We start from the raw sequence: 19,231 nt of genomic DNA on the forward strand, positions 1-19,231 counted from the left end.
AATTTTTTGCCCGTACAGCGCGACCAACTTTTCGAGGTCAGGGGTTCGGCCAAATTGGACTTTTGCCGCTCATGTGGCAGCTCACTGCGCCTCATGCCAAATCTCATCTGACTTTTCGGTATCATGGGTTCTTTCCGAAAAATTGCGACATCTGAAATTCGGAGTTTTTCAACAAAATCGGCTCCTTCCTGCCGTTCGCCGCGATCCTCCTCAACGTCTCCTATGGCCCAACTGCAACCACAAGACACACCCCACCTTAGGGGCATGGACCGGCGGGCTTGCTTTCGTCGGAGTTGCGACGGATGGTGTCTGTAATCAAGTCGATGAGACGCAGGAGTCCGGATGTATCTTGCCCCCCTTTTTGCAGAGCTGGAGGCCGTCTTTTCGGGCTCGTTGGAGATCGAGGGCCATGTGCGCGCGGCGCTGCGTGAGGCCCGGCTGGAGGGGGAGCCTTGTGCGGCACCGACCCCGTTGCCTCGGGCGTTCGTGGATGTGATGGAGCGCGCCGACGCGGTGCCGATTTGCGCGCTGATTGCGCAGATGCCGTTTGACTGGGCTCCGCCGCAAACCTCAAGCGCGCCGCTTTATGTCGAACACAGCCGCGCGAAGGTGCATGTCGAGCTGCTGGGGCCGGACGGGCTGATCCGGTCGGATCGGGTGCGGTTGGGTCTGTACGGGATGATGCCCCATGCCGAATACGGGATCCGCACGCATCCGGCCGAAGAGATCTATATCATGCTGGCCGGCGAGGTGGACTGGATCCGCGGTGATGCACCCTATGTGGCGCATATGCCCGGTGAGCGGTCATATCATCCCTCGATGATGCCGCATGCGTCGCGCACGCGGGATGCGGCTTTCCTGTCGGTCTATGCATGGCATGGTGACCTTTCGGTGAGCGAGTATGTCTATGCGGGGCTTCCGGCGCGATAGGGGCGGTTTGCCGCCCGGATGATACCGCGCATCGGGTGACCCGGCGGGCAGCTCAGTCCTTGATCGACTGGCGATATCTGCGCCATGCGGCCAGGGCGGCGATGGCGATGGCGGCACCTCCGGTGGCCAGCGGCACGATGGAGGCGCTGGCGATGACTTCGTGATGGGCCAGGGCCGGCGTCGCGGCAAGCAGGGCGGCCAGGGTGGCGGCCAGGGTGGATGGTCTCATACTGTGGTCCTTTGGCGTGGCCGGGCTTGTGCGGCGCAGTTCTGTTGCCTGACTAGCATCAAGGCGCGCCGAGATCAGCCTCAAACCCGACGAGGGGTGCGCCCATGGGTGGCGGGGCGGGCAAAAAGCCCTGGCCGTGATTAAATCGCAGGCGATCGGGCGGTGTCGCCTGTCATTGCAGCACCGGATCGAACCCCATCAGAAAGCTGAGCGGCGCATGATCGTCGGTCAGGATATGGGCGGCTTTGCTGTTCAGGATCGAGTCGATGAAGGCGGTGTCCAGCACCTGGAACCGGGTGACATCCGGGGCCGGGGTGTCGATGGCCGACACCGGGCTGTCCTGTGCGCTGGCCAGCAGGACAAAGACGCGGCGCTCGCCCTTGCTGGGGGGGCTGGCCTCGGTCCAGACCTCGACGCTGGGAAACACCTGCCGCATGGTCGCCACGACCGCTGCCAGCGCATCCAGCCGGTCGATATTGTCCATCAGGTTCATCACGAAGACTCCGTCCGGCGCAAGGCGTTGGGACACCAGGTCGAAGAACTCGAGCGTGACCAGATGTTCGGGGGCGGCGATATCGGTGAAGGCGTCGCCGACGATGACGTCAAAGCGCTGATCGCTGTTGCGCAGGGCCAGCCGGGCATCGCCGTGGATGATCGTCGCGGTGTCGGGTTTGAACCAGAAGGCGTTCTGGGCCATGGCCGTCACTTCGGGGTCGATCTCGGCGATGGTGATGCCCGAGATGCCCCGGTCGGCCCAGGCCCGGGGCACCGAATAGGTGCCTCCGCCGATATGAAACGAGGTGAACCCGGTGCGCTGCATCCGCATCCGGGGCAGGGCGTCCAGCAGGGCGGCGTGCTGGGTGAACATGATGCGCGGGGCGTCGCGCGCGCTGATGCCATGGGCCAGATGATCCACGACCATCAGTGACACGGGGTTCTGGGGGTCCTGCGACAGGTCAACGGTGCGCAGGCAGTAATAGCTGCTTTCGCGGTCGCAGACCGAGGGCAGCTTTTGCGCGCCAAGGCCGATCAGACCGGCCAGCCCGATGGCCAGGGCCGGCAGAACGCTCTTGCGCGGGGATGTTCCACCAAGCCAGAAGCAGGTCAGCGCGGCGATGCAATAGGTCGCGGCGATCACCAGCAGCGTGGCCACCGACCCGATCCAGGGCACGAAGACAAAGCCCGCCAGCAGCGTCCCGGCGATGGCCCCGATCGCCCCGGCGGCAAACATCGAGCCCAAGGCGCGTTCGGACTGGTCGCGGTCCCGCATGGCCGCAACGGTCAGGATGGGGGCGGGCACGCCTGCAAACAGCGAGGGCAGAAAGAACGCCAGCATGCTGAGCGCCGTGATGGCGGCAAGCGGATGGGGCAGGCTTTCGATGACGGGACCGGCAAAGCCGCGCAGCAGCAGGGTGGCCCCGGCGGTTGTGCCGGCCGCCGCGATCATGGTCCAGCCGGTGATGCGCAGCGCGCGCGCCGTCTCAAGCCCGGCGATCCTTCCGCCCCACCAATGTCCGACCGAAAAGCCTGCAAGCACCACCGCGATGATGGATGTCCAGGTATAGAGGCTCATCCCGACATAGGGCGCGATCATGCGCCCGGCGACGATCTCGACCACGAGGCTGGATGCCGAGATGGCGACCTGCAGCAGGATCAGAAGCCAGAGCGGGACATGTGCGGGAGGCAAAAGCTGTTTCATCCTTCGGGCAGTAGCTTACGGGCAAAAAAACCGTCAATAGGCTTTCGAGATATCTGATTGACCTTCTTGCGCATTGCGCAGGGGCAGGGTCGCGATTGACTTGGATCAGCGCGTCCTTCGCAGGGACCGGATATCCTGCCCGCTTACATCAGGATTTCGAAACAGGAGCGAGCAATGACCAGCGTTCAAGCGCATGAGCATAAAGCCACAGCCATCAATGTGCCCGAGGCCGTTGGCGTGTTTGATACATTCGACGATCTGCAACGCGCGTTCTATGATTTGCGGATGGTTGGCTTCAGCCGGTATGACATCAGCCTTCTGGCCCGACAGGAGGTGTTGCAGGAAAAGCTGGGCAGGGCCTATTGGCGGGCCGCCGATCTGGAGGACGACCCCGAAGCACCCCGCGCCGCGTTTGTTTCGGAAGAGGCGATCGGCGAATTGGAGGGGGCCATTGCCGGCGGCTTCTTCTTCCTGGGATCGGTGATTGCGATGACGGCCATGCTGACCCCGGCCAGCGCGCTTGGGGCTTCGATTGCGGCCGTCGCCATTGGCGGCAGCCCGGCGGCGGTGGTCGGAACGCTGCTGGCGCGCCGTGTGGGCAAGAACCACAAGGATTACTATGCAAACCAGATCGCGCATGGCGGTATCCTGCTTTGGGTGCGAGTGCGCGACAAGGAGCGCGAGGATCTGGCTGTCAATATCCTGAAAGGACATTCCGGGCGTGATGTGCATGTCCACCCATGGAGCGAATAGGCCTTCGGGCATGCTCTTTGAAGCCGGAGATGTGATCAGATGACATCCGTTGCACGATACGCCCGTCTCCTGTCGTGCCTGGCAGGGTCGGCCCGTCCAAGTGCCCTTGTTCTTCTTGCGGCTCTGGCAGCGCCCGCCGTTGCACAAGATTGGACCCTTCCCGAGGGGCAAGAGGTGCTGAGCTATGAACAGGCGCGCGGTCTCACCTCGGGGCGGACGCTGAGCTTTCCCGGGCTGGGGCAGTCAACCTATTTCACGGATGGCAGGTATGTGTTCAAGGGCGAGGACCGGAGCATCCTGCAATTCGGCATGTTCGAGGTGCGCCGGGATGGCAAGGTCTGCGTCAATCTTTACTCGGACGGAACCCGCTGCGATGTCTTTCTCAAGAACCATGGCCTGCTGTTCATGCTGACTGAAAAGGGCGACCGTTTCCCTGTGCAGCTGGAAATCGAGGTGAGGTGATCGGCTGATGTCTGTGCTCAGCGCAGTGCGAAGGCCAGCAGGATCAGACACAGAACCACAGTCGCACCCCAGGTCGCGCGCGACAGGCGCTTGCGCAGGCTGAGGGTTCTGAACGGGTTACTCATAATCGAAACGCTCCAACAAGATCCGATGCGAAGGCGTGCCCCGTTTCAATAGATGATCTTCCACACCATCCATCATCGCCGGGGGGCCACAGATCACGAAGACCCAGGTGTTGAACTCTTCTGGGGTGAACAGGCGATCCAGCAGGGGGGCGTCGATGAGCCCTGTCTCTGCTGCCCAGTCATCGGGCGGTTCTGACAGCACATAGGTGACGTCCTGCCCATCCAGTTCCTCGCGATGGGCGATCTGATCCAGCGCCCGGTTGCCATAGATCACCCTGGCCTTGCGGGGATCATCGGTCAGGCGCATCTGCCGCAGGATGCTGAGCAGGGGGGCTATGCCGACACCGCCAGCGATCAGGGCCACGCCCGGTTCGGGGCGCCCCTGTACGGTGAGGCTGCCATAGGGGCCATCCAGATAGGCCGGGGTGCCCGGTTCAATCTGGCCGATGGTGCGGGTGAAATCCCCCAGTTCCTTGATCATGAAGGATACCGATGGCCCGGCCGCCGGTGCCGAGCAGATCGAGAACGGATTTTCGCGCATGGAAAAGGCGCTGTGGCCCAGATTCAGCCAGACGAATTGCCCGGCCTTGAAGTCTAGGCCGGGATGGCCGTCCGGCGTGAGGGTCATTTCCCATTGCTTTGGCGTCAAACGGGTGACAGAGGCCAGACGCCAGGGCCGTGATCTCTGCCGCAAGGGTACGATCAGATAGACATAAAGCAGCGAACCCGCAGCCACTGCGGTCATGGCCACCCAGAGGCCGGTCATCACCGGCTGTGATCCATAGCGCCCGGCATAGACCGTGTGATGCAGCAACAGCGCCGCGATCACCAGCGCGCCAAGGCCATGTATCAGCCGCCAGGTCTCATGTGTCTGATTCAGTCTGGTGCGCCCGATCGCCAGGAGAATCAGGCAGGGCAGCAGCAGGAATGCCGCGATCCCGCTGGCCAGATCCGAGAAATCCGTGGTGAGGGTCAATTGACGGGTCGGATCCCAGGGGCGGTCTCCGCCCGCGGGCGATCCGCCGAACAGGAACGGGTGCACCAGCGCGAAACCCAGCGCCGTGCGCGCCATGACCTGATGAAAGCGCATGGTCACATCCATGCCGATGCCGTTCGAGATCGACTTGAATCGTCCCGAGAGGATGAATTCGGCAAGGATCATGGAAAACGCCAGGATGCCCAGCCCCGAGGCAAGTTCCTGATGAAAGGGACGTGGGGGCCCGCCGACGATCCACGAGGCGACGAGCGGCAGTGTGACCGCTCCCAGATAGACAGTGATCAATAGCACGGGTTTCACGTGATCTTTGTGATCCTTTTTTGCGGGCAATGCAATCCAGCCGTGATCCGGGACATGCGCCAGATGCCGCGATCCCTGGACAGGGCGCGGTGCTGATCGGGTGCTGGGGGCGGTGTCGCGCGACTCCCGAGGATGATGAAATGCCAGGCAGCCTGAATGCGTGGCCTGTGGTCACACCCATATGCCTGCTGACTCTCTGTTCGGGATCGGATATGCTGCATTGCAGCAAAAGGGGTGTCATCATGGGATTCGTGATCGTTGTCGCGCAGCAAAAGGGCGGGTCGGGCAAGACCACGCTGGCTGTCAATCTGGCCGTGGCATTCGCGCGGGCGGGCAAGTCCGTGGCCTTGATGGATACCGACCCCCAGGGCAGCGCCGGGCGATGGTTCATGGCACGGCTTGAGGCGCAGGGGGAACCGGGGCTGGAGTTCTCGACCGCATCGGCCTGGGGCGTGACCTATGAGTGTCGCAAGCTGGCCGAGGCCCATGACATCGTCATCATCGACACCCCGCCCAAGGCCGACAGCGATCTGCGCCCCGCGTTGCGCGCGGCCGATCTGGTGCTGGTGCCGGTGGCGACCTCGCATCTGGATCTCTGGGCGGTTGAGGTGGTGCTTTATCTGGCCGAACGCGAGGACAAGCCGGCGATGATCGTCATGACCCGCAATCGGGCCGGCACGCGGCTTGCAGCGGATGTGGCGGCGAAGGCTGCCGAGATGTCGGCGGATCTGGCGGTTGCCGCCCTGGCCAACCGGGTGGTCTATGCGGAAACGCTGGGGCAGGGGCGTGCGGCGCTGGAGGCTGCGAAAGGACCGGCCCATGCGGAAGTGCAGGCGCTGATGCAAGAGGTCGCGGCCAAGCTTGACGCGCTTTGACGCAGCGGGTCGAGACCTGCGTCCTTTGCGCGCCGCATGCGCCGGGGCGCAGATCTTTCCATTTGAAAAACTGAGCCCGAAGCTCATCTTTCAGGCAAGGCGCGGCCCGTTTCGTGCAAGCGCCTGACATGAGGAGATATGATGTCGGCTGACGGTGGATTTTCGCTGCTTCCCGAAAATGTTCAGGACTATCCCAGGCCGCCCCGGCTGGAGCCTGTTCAGCAGCGCTTGCGCGTACTGTTGGGTGACGGGCTTGTGGCCGAGACCACGCGGGGATTGCGGGCCCTCGAGACGCATCACGCGCCGACCTATTATTTTCCCCGAGCAGACGTGCTGGCGCAGCTGATACCGATTGGCGGACGCAGCTTTTGTGAGTGGAAGGGCGTCGCGCAATATTATGACATTGCGCTTGCGGGGCAGACAGCGGCCCGGGCTGCCTGGAGCTATGACAAACCCAGTTCGACCTTCGCGCCGATTGCCGGCTACCTGGCCTTTTATGCGGGCAAGATGACCGCCTGCCATGTCGGTGATCTGCGGGTGATCCCGCAGCCCGGCGAGTTTTACGGAGGCTGGGTCACGCCCAACCTGACCGGTCGGATCAAAGGCGCGCCGGGCACGCGCCACTGGTAGGCGCAGGCTGACGTAGATCAAGGGCGCCGGTGGTTGCGCGTGGCAGACTTGCTCCATCACATAAAGGTGGAGAGATCATGTATCATAATATTCTTGTACCGATTTCGTTTGACGAAGATCGCGACGTGGGCGCGCCGCTCAAGCTGGCGCGGCTGTTGGGTGTTCCCGGTGCCAAGGTGACCCTGCTTCACGTGGTGGAACGTATTCCAAGCTATGCCATTTCCTATTTGCCGGCGGATTACATGGCCAGCGCGCGGGTCGCGATCCGGACCGAGCTGGACAAGCTGGCTGAAAGCGTGCCGGGCGCGCGGGGTGAGGTGATCAGCGGGCATTCCGGCAAATCGATCCTGGACTGGGCGAAGGAACATGAACCGGATCTGATCATCATGGCGTCGCATCGTCCGGGCATGCAGGACCTACTTCTGGGCTCGACGGCGACTCATGTGGTGCGCCATGCGGGCTGCGCGGTGCATGTGGTGCGCTGAAGCGCGGATGTGGCGTTGATGAGGCGCAGAACGCGGATTGCGTCGGGCGCGCGGCAAAGCGTGGCGCGAAGGCGCCCGAGATGGGGCCTTCGTGGCTGCTTTGCATTTTCGCCAGATGAACCCCATGGATCGGGGGTTCGTCTGGCGAAACTGTCGGAATGCACGGGCTGTCCAAACCCCCGCCGAGCACCTTAAACCCTTTGTTGCAAAGGGTTTTTTTTGGCTTTCACCTGCGCTTTCCGATGCTATGGCCGGGCGGCTGTCAAGGGGCACCCGGGCCGCGCGGAGTTTGCATGAATGCGCCGGCATCCGTCATATTTTTGCCTTATTTGCCTGATTGATTGCAGAGATTGAGGGTCAGGCCCCGTCTATTTTGACCCCTGGTTTGTTCAGTTAATGAGTTGTTGTTTGAAATGTATGATGATCAAATCCGTACTGACATCGGTGGTCGAGAAACCCTGGACATCACGGCGCGCTCAGGCCGCAGGCCGCGCTCGGTCATGTCCATGTTCCCCCAGTTCACCAGGCCCGGACAGGGTGTCGGATTTCCGTTCCGACGTGACAAATCGGCCTTGGCTGGCGCGGGCAGCATGAATGCCGCCGAGCAGCTCGAGGCCCTCAAACAACGCCTGGCGGATATGCAGCGGGTGCTGGATCAGGTGACTGCACGCACGCAACGCGCCATGACGCAACCTTCTGACATGTCGATTGAAGGTCTCAAACGGGATCATCGCGCGCTGTGCGATCTGCTGCAGTACCTGGATCGGGATAAGGCATGTCTGGAACGGCTGCGGGACGATCTGTCCGAAACCAGTGTCAAGCTGCTGGGAGACTGGCGGGTGAGTGATCGCGAGATCATGGCCGCCGATGCCAGCACCTTGCGCGCGCGCATGGCTGGCCTGTCCAAGGCGATCAAGCGCGAGCATGTGTTGCTCACCAGCCATCTGATCGAGCAGGGTTAGACCGCCGGGTCCACCGCGCAGTCGGCAAAGGCCCGCGTTGGGCCATCCGCCCCGGTCAGAGAAAATGGCACCGCCGCGCCCCCGATCAGGGCAGTGGCCGTGTCGTTCAGGATCAACCCGTTCAGAACATTGCCAAATCCACGATCGGTCACGGTCAGGGACCGTCCTGCGTCGCTCAGCTCGTGGCGGTTGGTGGTGATCGTCAGATCGCTGCCGCCCTGAAAACTCAGGGCAAAGATCTCTGCCTCGGGCCAGGGCGTGGGCCGGGTCAGGGTGATCGTGAACAGCGGTTGGGTCGGATCATGGGTCAGTTCGACCGCGATACCGTCCTCGACATGGTTCAAGACGCAAGGCAGGCCGGGTGTGAACTCCCAGGCGGTGACCGGTGTGGCCAAAGAGGCAAGGACAAGAACAAGGCGCATGACGCGGAATTAGCCCTGATGCGCGCGCTGACCAGTCGCGCTTGTTCTTGACGGCGGCGGTGCCATTATGGGGCCAACGGGAATGTGCAGGAGAACATGCGTGTCAGAAAACCTGAATGAGGATGTCTCGGCGCTCCGGCGCGAGCTTGAGCGGTTGAACAATCACAAGTTCATCCAGATCCACGACAAACCCATACGCCTGTTGGCATTCAACTTTGCGCGCGGCATGGCCTTTGGCCTTGGCACGGTCGTGGGGGCCTCGGTGCTGTTGTCGCTGGCGGCCTGGTCGCTCAGCCAGATCGACTTCATCCCGGTGATCGGGAATTGGGCGGCACAGATTGCCGCGCAGATCCAGGTGATGGCCGATCAATAATGTCCCTTTGCCGCAGGCGGCTTGGTTGCGGGGGCGGGGGTGCGTTCCTATCTCGGTCTGTGTGTATGTAAAACAGGGAGACGTGCTTATGAAATGTCCGATCGACGGGACCAATCTGGTGATGGCAGACCGCAGCGGAGTCGAGATCGACTATTGCCCGCAATGCCGCGGTGTCTGGCTGGACCGGGGAGAGTTGGACAAGATCATCGAGCGCAGCGCACCTCCGGCCCCCCCTCAGGCTGCGCAGCCATCGCGGGGCTATGACGATCGCGGATACGATGATCGCGGATATGGCGAACGGCCCCGCAAAAAGAAGAAGATGGGCGGGTTTCTGGAAGATATCTTCGATTTCTGAGCAAGGGGCGGGACACGTCCCGCCCTGCGGCCTTTGGGTTGGGGTGTGTTTTGATATCCGGATGGCTCAGACGGAGGGGCGGGCTACCGCCCCCGCCGCTTTACATTCCCCCCACGCTGACCCGCGCGGCCGGCGGTCGAGCGGCCCTTCGACTTGACGGCCGCCGCTGAGGCCGCTTCCACTGCCGATTGACGGGCCAGGGGGTCGTCGGCGATGGCCAGATCCACCGCCTCGAGCCGTTTGACCTCGTCGCGCAGGCGGGCGGCCTCTTCGAATTCCAGGTTTTCCGCGGCCTTGCGCATATCCGTGCGCAGCCCGTCCAGCACCGCCTTGAGGTTCGAGCCTTGCAATGCGGGGTCGATCCGCGCGGTCACGCGGTTCATGTCCACGTCGCCCTTGTAAAGGCCAGACAGCACGTCATCGACATTCTTGCGCACGGTTTCCGGCGTGATGCCGTGCTTTTCGTTATAGGCCATCTGCTTGGCGCGGCGCCGGTCGGTTTCGCCCAGGGCGCGCTCCATCGAGCCGGTGATGCGGTCGGCATACATGATCACGCGGCCTTCGGCATTGCGCGCGGCCCGCCCGATGGTCTGCACCAGCGAGGTTTCCGAGCGCAGGAAGCCTTCCTTGTCCGCATCCAGAATGGCGACCAGCCCGCATTCGGGAATATCGAGCCCTTCGCGCAGCAGGTTGATGCCGATCAGCACGTCAAACGCGCCCAGTCGCAGATCGCGCAGGATTTCAATGCGTTCCAACGTGTCGATATCGGAATGCATGTAACGCACCTTGATGCCCTGTTCGTGCATGTATTCGGTCAGATCCTCGGCCATGCGCTTGGTCAGGGTGGTGACCAGCGTGCGGAAGCCCGCGGCGGTGACGCGGCGTACCTCGTCCAGAAGATCGTCGACCTGCATGTCGACCGGGCGGATCTCGACCTGGGGATCCAGTAGGCCGGTGGGGCGGATCACCTGTTCGGTGAAGACACCGCCGGCCTGTTCCAGCTCCCATGCGGCGGGGGTGGCAGACACGAAGACCGATTGCGGGCGCATGGCGTCCCATTCCTCGAACTTGAGGGGGCGATTGTCCATGCAGGAGGGCAGGCGGAAGCCGTGTTCGGCCAGGGTGAACTTGCGCCGATAGTCGCCTTTGTACATGCCCCCGATCTGGGGCACCGAGACATGGGATTCATCGGCAAACACGATCGCATTGTCGGGGATGAATTCGAACAGCGTCGGGGGCGGTTCGCCCGGTGCGCGGCCCGTGAGGTAACGCGAATAGTTTTCGATACCGTTGCACACGCCAGTGGCTTCGAGCATCTCGAGATCGAAATTGGTGCGCTGTTCCAGCCGCTGGGCCTCAAGCAGTTTGCCCTCGGAGACCAGCTGGTCCAGACGGATGCGCAGCTCTTTCTTGATGTTCACGATCGCCTGCTGCATCGTCGGCTTGGGCGTCACGTAATGCGAATTGGCATAGATGCGCACCTGGTCGAACGTATCGGTCTTTTGCCCGGTGAGCGGGTCGAACTCGGTGATCGCCTCCAGCTCTTCTCCGAAGAATGACAGTTTCCAGGCGCGGTCTTCCAGGTGGGCGGGCCAGACCTCGAGGCTGTCGCCGCGCACCCGGAACGCGCCGCGCTGAAAGCCCTGATCGTTGCGCCGGTACTGTTGGGCCACCAGATCGGCCATGACCTGACGCTGGTCATAGATCCCGCCAGTTTTCAGATCCTGGGTCATCGCGCCATAGGTTTCCACCGATCCGATACCATAGATGCAGCTGACCGATGCGACGATGATCACATCGTCCCGCTCCAGCAGCGCCCGCGTGGCCGAGTGGCGCATGCGGTCGATCTGTTCGTTGATCTGGCTTTCTTTTTCTATGTAGGTGTCGCTGCGCGCCACATAGGCTTCGGGCTGGTAATAGTCATAGAAGCTGACGAAATACTCGACGGCATTGTCGGGAAAGAAGCCTTTGAATTCGCCGTATAGCTGCGCCGCCAAAGTCTTGTTCGGAGCCAGGATGATGGCCGGGCGCTGGGTCTGCTCGATCACCTTGGCCATGGTATATGTCTTGCCGGTGCCGGTCGCGCCCAGCAGAACCTGATTGCGCTCGCCGCTCAGCACGCCTTCGGACAATTCGGCGATCGCGGTGGGCTGATCGCCGGCCGGGCTGAACTCGGTATGCAGCGCAAAGGCGCGCCCGCCCTCCAGTTTCGGGCGCGAGCGAACATCCGGTGCGGCGGCGTGAAGAAGGGGTTCGGACATCGATCAGGGGTTCCTTGGCATGCACTCTGAGTGTGGGGTATTTTGCCCAAGGTTCAAGGCCAGCGATCACATATAAGCGCCGTTCGGGGTTTGTTGACCCTGCGGTGCCAAAATGTCGCAATTTTTTGAAAATGTATATTTATCATATGCTTATTCAGAAACGCAGGCTGTGGTTGCCGGGGTCGCATGGTGCTTGGGGAAAAAGTGATGTGCGTATTTCGCCATCGCGGATAAAGTGTAAGGGCAAGTAGCAGACTTGGCTGTCATTCGGATCACACACACCCACCCCTCGCTCCCCGTGGTTCGAATGGCAGCCAAGGCTTGCTTGCACCCTTGCCCTCTTCCCGTGACAATTCGTGTCTTGCCCAATGCGGTGTGTCGGCGCATAAGTTCTGACGTTCAAGCCTGTTGGAGATCGACCATGCGCGCCCGCATCTACAAGCCCGCAAAGACAGCCATGCAATCGGGAACCGCCAAGACCCACGAATGGGTTCTTGAATTCGCGCAAAGCTCGGCCCGGGATGTGGACCCTCTGATGGGCTGGACCTCGTCTTCGGATACCCAGACCCAGGTCAAGCTGTCCTTTCCCACCAAAGAGGCGGCGCTGGATTATGCCAGATCCAAGGGTATCGAGGCGCAGGTGATCGAGCCCAAGGCGCGCAAGGCCAATATCCGCCCCGGCGGATATGGCGAGAATTTTGCCACCAACCGACGCAGTGTCTGGACCCATTGAGCCGACGCATGGCCGCGGATCAGCGGCATCCGCCTGGCCTGCGCATCATATTTGCGGGTTGGGGCTGGATTGCCTCTGCAGGCCTTGCTAGAGACGGCATAGCGGTCCCGTAGCTCAACTGGATAGAGCACCTGACTTCTAATCAGGATGTTGGGGGTTCGAGTCCTCCCGGGATCGCCAGTTTTCCTTTCCACGGGCCGGAATTCGGTGCTGTGCCGCTGCCATCAGGGCCATTACCCGCCCAGCAAAAGTGTCCTGCATTGGGCGATTTCCGCATCGGCGCGACGTTTGGCCCATGCGGCGTCGGATCGGTTCTTGTTGAAGGCCGCGCGGCTGAGAATGGCGCTGTGGGCGGTCTTGGCATTCAGGCGCAGGCCGAATGTGTCGTCGCTCTGGGTCGGCGGCGTCGTTGCCTCAAGCAGGTCGCGGAACTGTTTGAGCTGTTGTTCGGTCTGCGCCGCGCGTTCATCTGACACCAGCCATTCGTATTCAAGCTGGGCGGCAAGGCGGCCCACGCAATTGGCAAAACTATGGTGAAGGCTGTCCGTCGCCAGCGCCGGGCTGGCGAGGGGCAGTGTCAGGAAACAAAGGTGCAAAGCAGTTCTTTTTCCGACCATGTTTTGAGCATTGACCGGAAAAAGCCGCCAATCAATTGGGCAGTTTAAAAACGTATCGATGATTGCGGCTTATTTGCCACGGGGTCATTCGGCCGGTTGCGGGGCGCTTTGCGACACCCGCCGGCGCGAGGCGCGGCGGGTCTGGCTTTGGCGGCGGATGAAGGCGATAGCGAAGAACGCCGTCAGGATCAGAATGATCGTCGGGGCCGGTGCGCTGTCCAGGAAGAAGCTGGCATAGGTGCCCGCCAGCATCGAAAACATGCACACCGCCGTGGCGACCCAGAGCATGGCGCGGAAGGTGCGCACCAGCAAAAAGGCGATGGCTCCGGGTGCGATCAGCAGGCCGATGGCCAGGATCAGACCGGTTGCGGACAGCGTCGCGACAACCGCCAGCGACAGGGCGGACAGCAGACCGTAATGCAGCAGGTTCACCGGCAATCCCGAGGCCTGGGCCTGGGCCGGATCAAAGCTGTGCAGCAGCAGGTCTTTCCATTTCAGCAAGATCGCCCCCGCCACGACAAGCGAGATCAGACCAGAGGTCAGCAACTCACCGCCATCCACGCCCAGCATGTTGCCAAACAGGATGTGATCGAGATGCGCGTTGGTTTCCACCGAGACGAACAGCACGATGCCCAACCCGAACATGCCGGAAAACACGACGCCCATCACCGTGTCCTGTTTGACCCGGCTGTTGTGGCTCAGATAGCCGGTGGCCAGTGCACAGACCATGCCGGCCGCGAAGGCTCCGATAATCAGGGGGATGCCGATGATATAGGCCAGCACGATGCCCGGCAGCACGGCATGGCTGATGGCGTCGCCCATCAGCGCCCAGCCCTTGATGACAAGAAAACACGACAAAAGCGCCGTGGGCACCGCTACGATCAGCGAGATCAGAAACGCGTTCTGCATGAACGCGAACTGAAACGGCATCAAAAGGGTGTCGATATCCATCATGCGGCCTCACGCGTGGGGGCGTTGCGCAGCGCGTGGCGGGCCTTGCGCTTTGCGGCCAGCAACCCGTGTTTGGGGGCAAAGACGAAGGCCACAAGAAACAGCAGCGTTTGCAGGGTGACGATGATGCCCCCCGTCGCGCCGTCGAGGAAATAGCTGATATAGGCACCGAAAAACGACGTGCCCGCCCCGATGGCGACCGAGGCCATGATCAGGCGTGGAAAGCGGTCGCACAGCAGATAGGCGGTCGCTCCGGGGGTGACGACCATGGCGATCACAAGGAAGGCCCCCACGGTTTGCATCGCCGCCACCACCGAAGCCGACAGCAGAACGAAGAACACCGCCTTGAGAAGGCCGGGGCGCAAACCGATGGCGCGCGCGTGGTTCTCGTCAAAGAAGGTGACCATCAGATCCTTCCACTTGGCCAGCAGGATCACCAGCGAAACCGTGCCGATGATCGCCAGTTGCAGCGTGTCTTCGGGGGTGATGGCCAGAATGTTGCCCATGGTGATCGTCTGCACCGAAACCGACATGGGGTTGAGCGAGATCATGAACAGCCCCAGCCCGAAGAACGAGGTAAAGATCAGTCCGATGATCACATCGACCTTGAGGCCGGATCGCTCGGACAGGAACAGCATGCCCCCGGCCGCCAGACCACCGGCAATGAAGGCACCCAGCGCGAAGGGCAGGCCAAGGATATAGGCACCGGCCACGCCGGGAACCACCGAATGCGCCAGCGCATCGCCGATCAGAGACCAGCCCTTGAGCATCAGATAGGCCGACAGGAACGCACAGACCCCGCCGACAAGCGCCGAGACCCACATGGCATTCGTCATGTAGGCATATGAGAAGGGTTCGAGCAGGACGCTCATTCCTCACGCTCCGTGAGTTGGGTCTTGTCGCCATATTGGACAAAGGGGCGCTCATCATCGGTAAAGATGGTGATTGCGCGCGCATCTTCGTCGTCATGCAACGTGTCGCCGCCCAGGGTAAAGTGGCGCAGGACACCGCCAAAGGCCGTCTCGAGGTTCTCGCGGGTAAAGGTGTCTTCGGTCAGCCCATAGGCCAGCACCGTGCCCTTGACCAGAACGGTGCGGTCGCAGAATTCCGGCACCGATCCCAGGTTGTGGGTCGACACCAGCATCACCCGGCCCTCATCGCGCAGATCGCGCAACAGCTGCACGATCTGGTCTTCGGTTTTCACATCGACCCCGGTGAAGGGCTCATCCAGCAGGATCACCTGTCCGTCCTGCGCCAAGGCGCGGGCAAGAAACACGCGTTTGCGCTGACCGCCGGACAATTCTCCGATCTGGCGGTGGCGGAAATCCTGCATGTTGACGCGTTCAAGCGCCTGATCGACAGCGGCATGATCGCGCGCATGGGGGCGGCGCAAAAAACCCATATGGCCATAGCGCCCCATCATCACCACGTCTTCCACCAGCACCGGAAAGGCCCAGTCGACCTCTTCGGCTTGCGGGACATAGGCGACCAGATTGCGCTTGAGCGCTTCGGGCACGGACAGCCCCAGAATGCTGATGTTGCCATGCGCTGCAGGCACAAAGCCCATGATCGCCTTGAACAGGGTGGATTTGCCTGCCCCGTTCACTCCGACCAGCCCGGTGACGGTGCCGCGCGGGATCTCGAAGCTGGCATTCCACAGGGCCGTGTGCCCGTTGCGATAGGTCACGGTCACGTCGCGGGCACAGATGCCGCCTCCGGGGTCCGCTGCCTGGGCCGGTGTCAGCTTGGGTGCGGTGTCGAGCATTCCTTGCTCCTTAAGATGTTGCGCCGTGGCGCGGGGTCTTCAAACGGCAGGTCCCGCAGCGTGAGAAACACGCCGCGGGCCGCTTTTGTCAATCATCTCTGCGCGTTAGTTGGTGGCAGAGGTCAGTCCCGTCGCCACGGTCGTTGCCGTCACGCGCAACAGATCAAGATAGGTCGGCACCGGGCCGTCCGGCTCGGAGAGTGAATCCACGAACAACACGCCACCATAGGCCGCGCCGGTTTCACGCGCCACCTGTTCGGCCGGGGCCGAGCTGACCGTGCTTTCGCAGAACACCACTGGGATGTCATTGGCCCGCACGCCGTCAATCACGCTGCGCACCTGTTGCGGGGTGCCGGTCTGATCGGCGTTCATCGGCCAGAGATACAGCTCTTTCATCCCGAAATCGCGCGCGAGATAGCTGAATGCCCCTTCACAGGTGACAAGCCAGCGCCGGTCTTCGGGGATCTGGGCGATCGCGGCGCGCAGCGGCTCGATCGTGGCGCGCAGTTCATCCTTGTAGGCGGCGGCATTCGCGGCGTAGATCGCGGCGTTGTCCGGATCCTGTTCTGCGAAGGCGGTGGCGATGTTGTCGATATAGATCAAGGCGTTATCCAGACCCATCCAGGCGTGGGGGTTGGGTTTGCCCTTGTAGGAGCCCGACGAGATCGAGATCGGGTCGATCCCTTCCGAGACCGTGACGGATGGCACACCTTCAAGATTGGTCAGGAACTGTTCGAACCACAGCTCGAGGTTCATGCCGTTCCACAGGATCAGATCGGCATCCGATGCGCGCACGATGTCGCGCGGGGTGGGCTCATATCCGTGAATCTCGGCACCGGGTTTGGTGACCGACACAACCTCGGCGGCATCTCCGGCCACATTGGCCGCGATATCCGCAATGACGGTGAAGGTGGTAACGACCTTCATCTTGTCTTCGGCCAATGCCGGGCTGGCCATTGCAGCGGCCAGGGCGAGCGCCGAGGCCCATTTGGTCAAAGAGGTGAACACACCGAATCTCCATGTTGCTGAATGTTGAACAGATGTTATTGCAATTCATTCGCAACAGTCAATGTAAATGCGAATGAGTTGCATTTAATCCGGCGCCGGGTTCGATCAATTCGATGTGATTGCGTTTCCGCCTGATATATTATGTATAGGCATAAAGGCTGACCACAGGGCGCGGGCGCGAAGGGAAGAGACAGGGCGATGGCTCAGATCACATATCGTCAGATCAAGGCCGATGTGCGCGAGAAGGTGATGAACGGCACCTTTGGGCTGGGGCAGGAACTGCCCAAGGAACAGGATATCGCGCTGGATTACGGCTGTGCGCGCGCCACGGTAAACCGGGCGCTGCGCGAGCTGGCCGCCGAAGGCATTCTTGAGCGCAAGCGCAAATCCGGCACGCGGGTCCGGCAGGCTCCGATGCGCCAGGCGCGGTTTGATATCCCGCTGGTGCGGCGCGAGATCGAGGCGCTGGGCGAGCAATATCGCTATGAGCTGTTGTCGCGCGCGCAAACACTGGCACCCGGCTGGCTGTGTTCGCGCATGAAGCTTGGCGCAGCCGTTCCCGTACTGCATCTGCGCTGCCTGCATCATGCCGGGGACGCGCCCTATCAGCTTGAGGATCGCTGGATCAACCTGGTGACGCTGCCCGATGCGCGCACGGCGGATTTCACGACGGTTGGCCCGAATGAATGGCTGATTGCCAGGATCCCGTTTTCCGATGTCGAGATCAGTTTCTCGGCCACATCAGCCGATGCGCAGCTCTCGCGTGAGCTGTCCTGCGCGATCGGTGATCCCCTGTTTCAGGGCGAACGCTCCACCTGGTTCGAGGGCGCTCCGGTGACCTATGTGCGCATGGTGTTTCGCCGTGGCCACCGGATGACGACGCGGTATTAAAGACCTGCGCTAAAGACCTGCGCGCAATGTCCTGACGGCCCCCCTGTAGTCTTCGGTGATCTGATCGCGCGCGATATGCCTGCCCCCGGTGACAAGGTGGCGCCCGGCGGACCAGACATCGCTGACCATGGCGCTGTCGCCTGCAAATACAAAGGTATCCAGTGCCGTGTCCGGTGACAGGCCCTCCAGGTCGGGATGCCCGGTATCCAGCGCCAGCAGATCGGCCCATGCGCCCGGTTCGATCCGGCCCGCGCCGCGCCCGGCAGCCTGCGCGCCGCCGATGGCCGCATCCTCCAGCAAGCGCCGCCCGGTCGAGCGTGCGCGCGTGGCAAAAGCCGCCCGGCTATGGTCGCGCAGGCGCTGCGTGGTGTCGAGCTGGCGCAGCTCTTCGGCCAGCGAGATGCGGATATTGCTGTCCGACCCGATCGAGATCGCCCCCGCGTTCTCTACCCATCGGATGCCGTCAAAGATCCCGTCGCCCAGGCTGGCCTCGGTCAGCGGGCACAGGCCCGCAACGGCACCGGTGCGCGCAAGGGCGCTGGTTTCCTGCGCGGTCATCTGTGTACAGTGGATCAGGCACCACCGCCCGTTCAGATCAAGATTGTCCAGCGCCCAGTCAACCGGGCGCGCGCCCCAATGGGCCTGGACTTCATCGACCTCGGCCTTTTGTTCGGCAAGGTGCATGTGGATCGGCGCATCCGGTCTGAGGCCGGGCAGGGACTGCAGCGCCTCGCGGCTGACGGCGCGCAGCGAATGCGGGGCGGTGCCAAGCACGCTGTCGGGCGGCAGCTGCATCACCGCGCCTTCGGCACCGCTCAGCAGGGTGGCATAGCTGTCGGGCGTGTTGCCAAAGCGCTGCTGGCCGGGGCCAAGCGCGCGGCCATCGCATCCGCCAAACTGATAGAGCACCGGCAACAGGGTCAGGCCGATGCCGCTGGTTTCGGCTGCCGCGGCGATCCTCTCGGACATCTCGGCGGGGTTGCGATAGGGCGCGCCGCCGGCACGGTGGTGGAGATAGTGAAACTCCACCGATGCGCCAAAGCCTGCCTCGAGCATTTCCATCTGCACAAAGGCGGTGATGGCTTCGACCTGCTCTGGCGTCAGGTCGTTCAGGAAGCGGAACATCAGCTGGCGCCAGGTCCAGAAGCTGTCGCCCGCCTGCGGGCCGCGCTGTTCGGTCAGCCCGGCCATGGCGCGCTGAAAGGCGTGGCTGTGGCTGTTGGCCGGTGCCGGCAGCAGAAGATGCACGCGTTGACCCGTCGCAGGCTGATCGGGCGTGCAGGACAGGATTCTGCCCGCGTCGATCTCGACACGTACATCCGCAAGCCACTGGCCTGCAACCAACGCATGACGGGCCCAGAGAGTCTGCATGGGGTTCTCCATGTTGACAGATATTATGTGCAGACAT

The 19,231-nt window shown here is 62.3% G+C and carries 22 protein-coding genes and 1 tRNA gene; 12 read left to right on the forward strand and 11 right to left on the reverse strand.

Annotated elements, in window-relative coordinates; translation table 11 throughout:
• Positions 1–342 precede the first annotated feature (342 nt).
• Positions 343–930, forward strand: coding sequence for a dimethylsulfonioproprionate lyase family protein (locus WAO69_RS02480; protein WP_422176403.1), 588 nt, complete (start codon positions 343–345; stop codon positions 928–930).
• Positions 931–982: 52 nt separating this feature from the next.
• Here the strand turns inward: WAO69_RS02480 and WAO69_RS02485 are convergent, their stop codons facing one another.
• A complete protein-coding gene (locus WAO69_RS02485; RefSeq protein WP_422176405.1) occupies positions 983–1,159 on the reverse strand; it encodes a hypothetical protein in 177 nt (58 codons plus the stop codon).
• A 172-nt stretch (positions 1,160–1,331) separates the two neighbouring features.
• Entirely contained in the window at positions 1,332–2,858 is a 1,527-nt protein-coding gene (locus WAO69_RS02490) for a fused MFS/spermidine synthase (RefSeq protein ID WP_422176407.1), read from the reverse strand.
• Between the two features lie 174 nt (positions 2,859–3,032).
• On the opposite strand from WAO69_RS02490, the gene WAO69_RS02495 reads away from it, so the two are divergent.
• Positions 3,033–3,611 (forward strand): hypothetical protein, encoded by a 579-nt coding sequence (locus WAO69_RS02495; RefSeq protein ID WP_422176409.1) that lies wholly within the window; start codon positions 3,033–3,035, stop codon positions 3,609–3,611.
• A gap of 39 nt (positions 3,612–3,650) precedes the next feature.
• A complete protein-coding gene (locus tag WAO69_RS02500; RefSeq protein WP_422176411.1) occupies positions 3,651–4,073 on the forward strand; it encodes a hypothetical protein in 423 nt (140 codons plus the stop codon).
• Between the two features lie 117 nt (positions 4,074–4,190).
• On the opposite strand, the gene WAO69_RS02505 is transcribed toward WAO69_RS02500, so the two are convergent.
• Positions 4,191–5,495: a ferric reductase-like transmembrane domain-containing protein gene (locus tag WAO69_RS02505; protein WP_422176413.1), complete on the reverse strand. Its 1,305-nt coding sequence runs from the start codon at positions 5,493–5,495 to the stop codon at positions 4,191–4,193.
• A gap of 242 nt (positions 5,496–5,737) precedes the next feature.
• Between WAO69_RS02505 and parA the strand changes: the two genes are divergently transcribed.
• The 4 genes from parA to WAO69_RS02525 all read left to right on the forward strand — a co-directional run bounded on the left by parA (position 5,738) and on the right by WAO69_RS02525 (position 8,447).
• Positions 5,738–6,370, forward strand: coding sequence for a ParA family partition ATPase (gene parA, locus WAO69_RS02510; protein WP_422176415.1), 633 nt, complete (start codon positions 5,738–5,740; stop codon positions 6,368–6,370).
• A 141-nt stretch (positions 6,371–6,511) separates the two neighbouring features.
• Complete coding sequence (locus WAO69_RS02515; protein WP_422176417.1) at positions 6,512–7,000, forward strand: DUF427 domain-containing protein; 489 nt, start codon at positions 6,512–6,514, stop codon at positions 6,998–7,000.
• Positions 7,001–7,077: 77 nt separating this feature from the next.
• Positions 7,078–7,485 (forward strand): universal stress protein, encoded by a 408-nt coding sequence (locus WAO69_RS02520; protein ID WP_422176419.1) that lies wholly within the window; start codon positions 7,078–7,080, stop codon positions 7,483–7,485.
• 413 nt (positions 7,486–7,898) lie between these two features.
• On the forward strand, positions 7,899–8,447 hold the full coding sequence (locus tag WAO69_RS02525) for a hypothetical protein (protein ID WP_422176421.1): 549 nt from the start codon (positions 7,899–7,901) through the stop codon (positions 8,445–8,447).
• Here WAO69_RS02525 and WAO69_RS02530 read toward each other — a convergent pair.
• Positions 8,444–8,869 carry a hypothetical protein gene (locus tag WAO69_RS02530; protein WP_422176423.1) on the reverse strand — a complete coding sequence of 142 codons (426 nt, stop codon included), beginning with the start codon at positions 8,867–8,869 and terminating at the stop codon, positions 8,444–8,446. The genes WAO69_RS02525 and WAO69_RS02530 overlap by 4 nt on opposite strands.
• 100 nt (positions 8,870–8,969) lie before the next feature.
• Between WAO69_RS02530 and WAO69_RS02535 the strand changes: the two genes are divergently transcribed.
• Positions 8,970–9,242 carry a DUF5665 domain-containing protein gene (locus WAO69_RS02535; RefSeq protein WP_422176425.1) on the forward strand — a complete coding sequence of 91 codons (273 nt, stop codon included), beginning with the start codon at positions 8,970–8,972 and terminating at the stop codon, positions 9,240–9,242.
• Positions 9,243–9,330: 88 nt separating this feature from the next.
• Complete coding sequence (locus WAO69_RS02540) at positions 9,331–9,597, forward strand: zf-TFIIB domain-containing protein (protein ID WP_422176427.1); 267 nt, start codon at positions 9,331–9,333, stop codon at positions 9,595–9,597.
• 83 nt (positions 9,598–9,680) lie between these two features.
• Here WAO69_RS02540 and uvrB read toward each other — a convergent pair whose 3' ends face one another.
• Positions 9,681–11,858, reverse strand: coding sequence for an excinuclease ABC subunit UvrB (gene uvrB / locus WAO69_RS02545; RefSeq protein WP_422176429.1), 2,178 nt, complete (start codon positions 11,856–11,858; stop codon positions 9,681–9,683).
• Positions 11,859–12,279: 421 nt separating this feature from the next.
• Here uvrB and WAO69_RS02550 point away from each other — a divergent pair, with 421 nt between their 5' ends.
• On the forward strand, positions 12,280–12,591 hold the full coding sequence (locus WAO69_RS02550) for an ETC complex I subunit (RefSeq protein ID WP_422176431.1): 312 nt from the start codon (positions 12,280–12,282) through the stop codon (positions 12,589–12,591).
• Between the two features lie 103 nt (positions 12,592–12,694).
• Positions 12,695–12,771: transfer RNA gene (locus tag WAO69_RS02555), tRNA-Arg, on the forward strand.
• A gap of 53 nt (positions 12,772–12,824) precedes the next feature.
• On the opposite strand, the gene WAO69_RS02560 is transcribed toward WAO69_RS02555, so the two are convergent.
• From WAO69_RS02560 to WAO69_RS02580, 5 genes are all read right to left on the reverse strand, one after another.
• Positions 12,825–13,208 (reverse strand): hypothetical protein, encoded by a 384-nt coding sequence (locus WAO69_RS02560; RefSeq protein WP_422176433.1) that lies wholly within the window; start codon positions 13,206–13,208, stop codon positions 12,825–12,827.
• A gap of 84 nt (positions 13,209–13,292) precedes the next feature.
• Positions 13,293–14,159 carry a metal ABC transporter permease gene (locus WAO69_RS02565; protein WP_422176473.1) on the reverse strand — a complete coding sequence of 289 codons (867 nt, stop codon included), beginning with the start codon at positions 14,157–14,159 and terminating at the stop codon, positions 13,293–13,295.
• Complete coding sequence (locus WAO69_RS02570) at positions 14,159–15,031, reverse strand: metal ABC transporter permease (RefSeq protein WP_422176435.1); 873 nt, start codon at positions 15,029–15,031, stop codon at positions 14,159–14,161. Before WAO69_RS02570 ends, WAO69_RS02565 begins: the two co-directional genes overlap by 1 nt.
• Positions 15,028–15,924 (reverse strand): manganese/iron ABC transporter ATP-binding protein, encoded by an 897-nt coding sequence (locus tag WAO69_RS02575; protein WP_422176437.1) that lies wholly within the window; start codon positions 15,922–15,924, stop codon positions 15,028–15,030. The genes WAO69_RS02570 and WAO69_RS02575 overlap by 4 nt, the downstream gene beginning before the upstream one ends.
• Before the next feature lie 105 nt (positions 15,925–16,029).
• Positions 16,030–16,881 (reverse strand): metal ABC transporter substrate-binding protein, encoded by an 852-nt coding sequence (locus tag WAO69_RS02580; RefSeq protein ID WP_422176475.1) that lies wholly within the window; start codon positions 16,879–16,881, stop codon positions 16,030–16,032.
• Between the two features lie 249 nt (positions 16,882–17,130).
• On the opposite strand from WAO69_RS02580, the gene WAO69_RS02585 reads away from it, so the two are divergent.
• Positions 17,131–17,823, forward strand: a complete 693-nt coding sequence (locus WAO69_RS02585) for a GntR family transcriptional regulator (RefSeq protein WP_422176439.1) — start codon at positions 17,131–17,133, stop codon at positions 17,821–17,823.
• A 9-nt stretch (positions 17,824–17,832) separates the two neighbouring features.
• On the opposite strand, the gene WAO69_RS02590 is transcribed toward WAO69_RS02585, so the two are convergent.
• On the reverse strand, positions 17,833–19,194 hold the full coding sequence (locus WAO69_RS02590) for a formimidoylglutamate deiminase (protein WP_422176441.1): 1,362 nt from the start codon (positions 19,192–19,194) through the stop codon (positions 17,833–17,835).
• Positions 19,195–19,231: the final 37 nt, after the last annotated feature.

This window comes from Aestuariivita sp. (assembly GCF_049276915.1).
In the GTDB taxonomy this organism is placed as follows: domain Bacteria; phylum Pseudomonadota; class Alphaproteobacteria; order Rhodobacterales; family Rhodobacteraceae; genus Aestuariivita.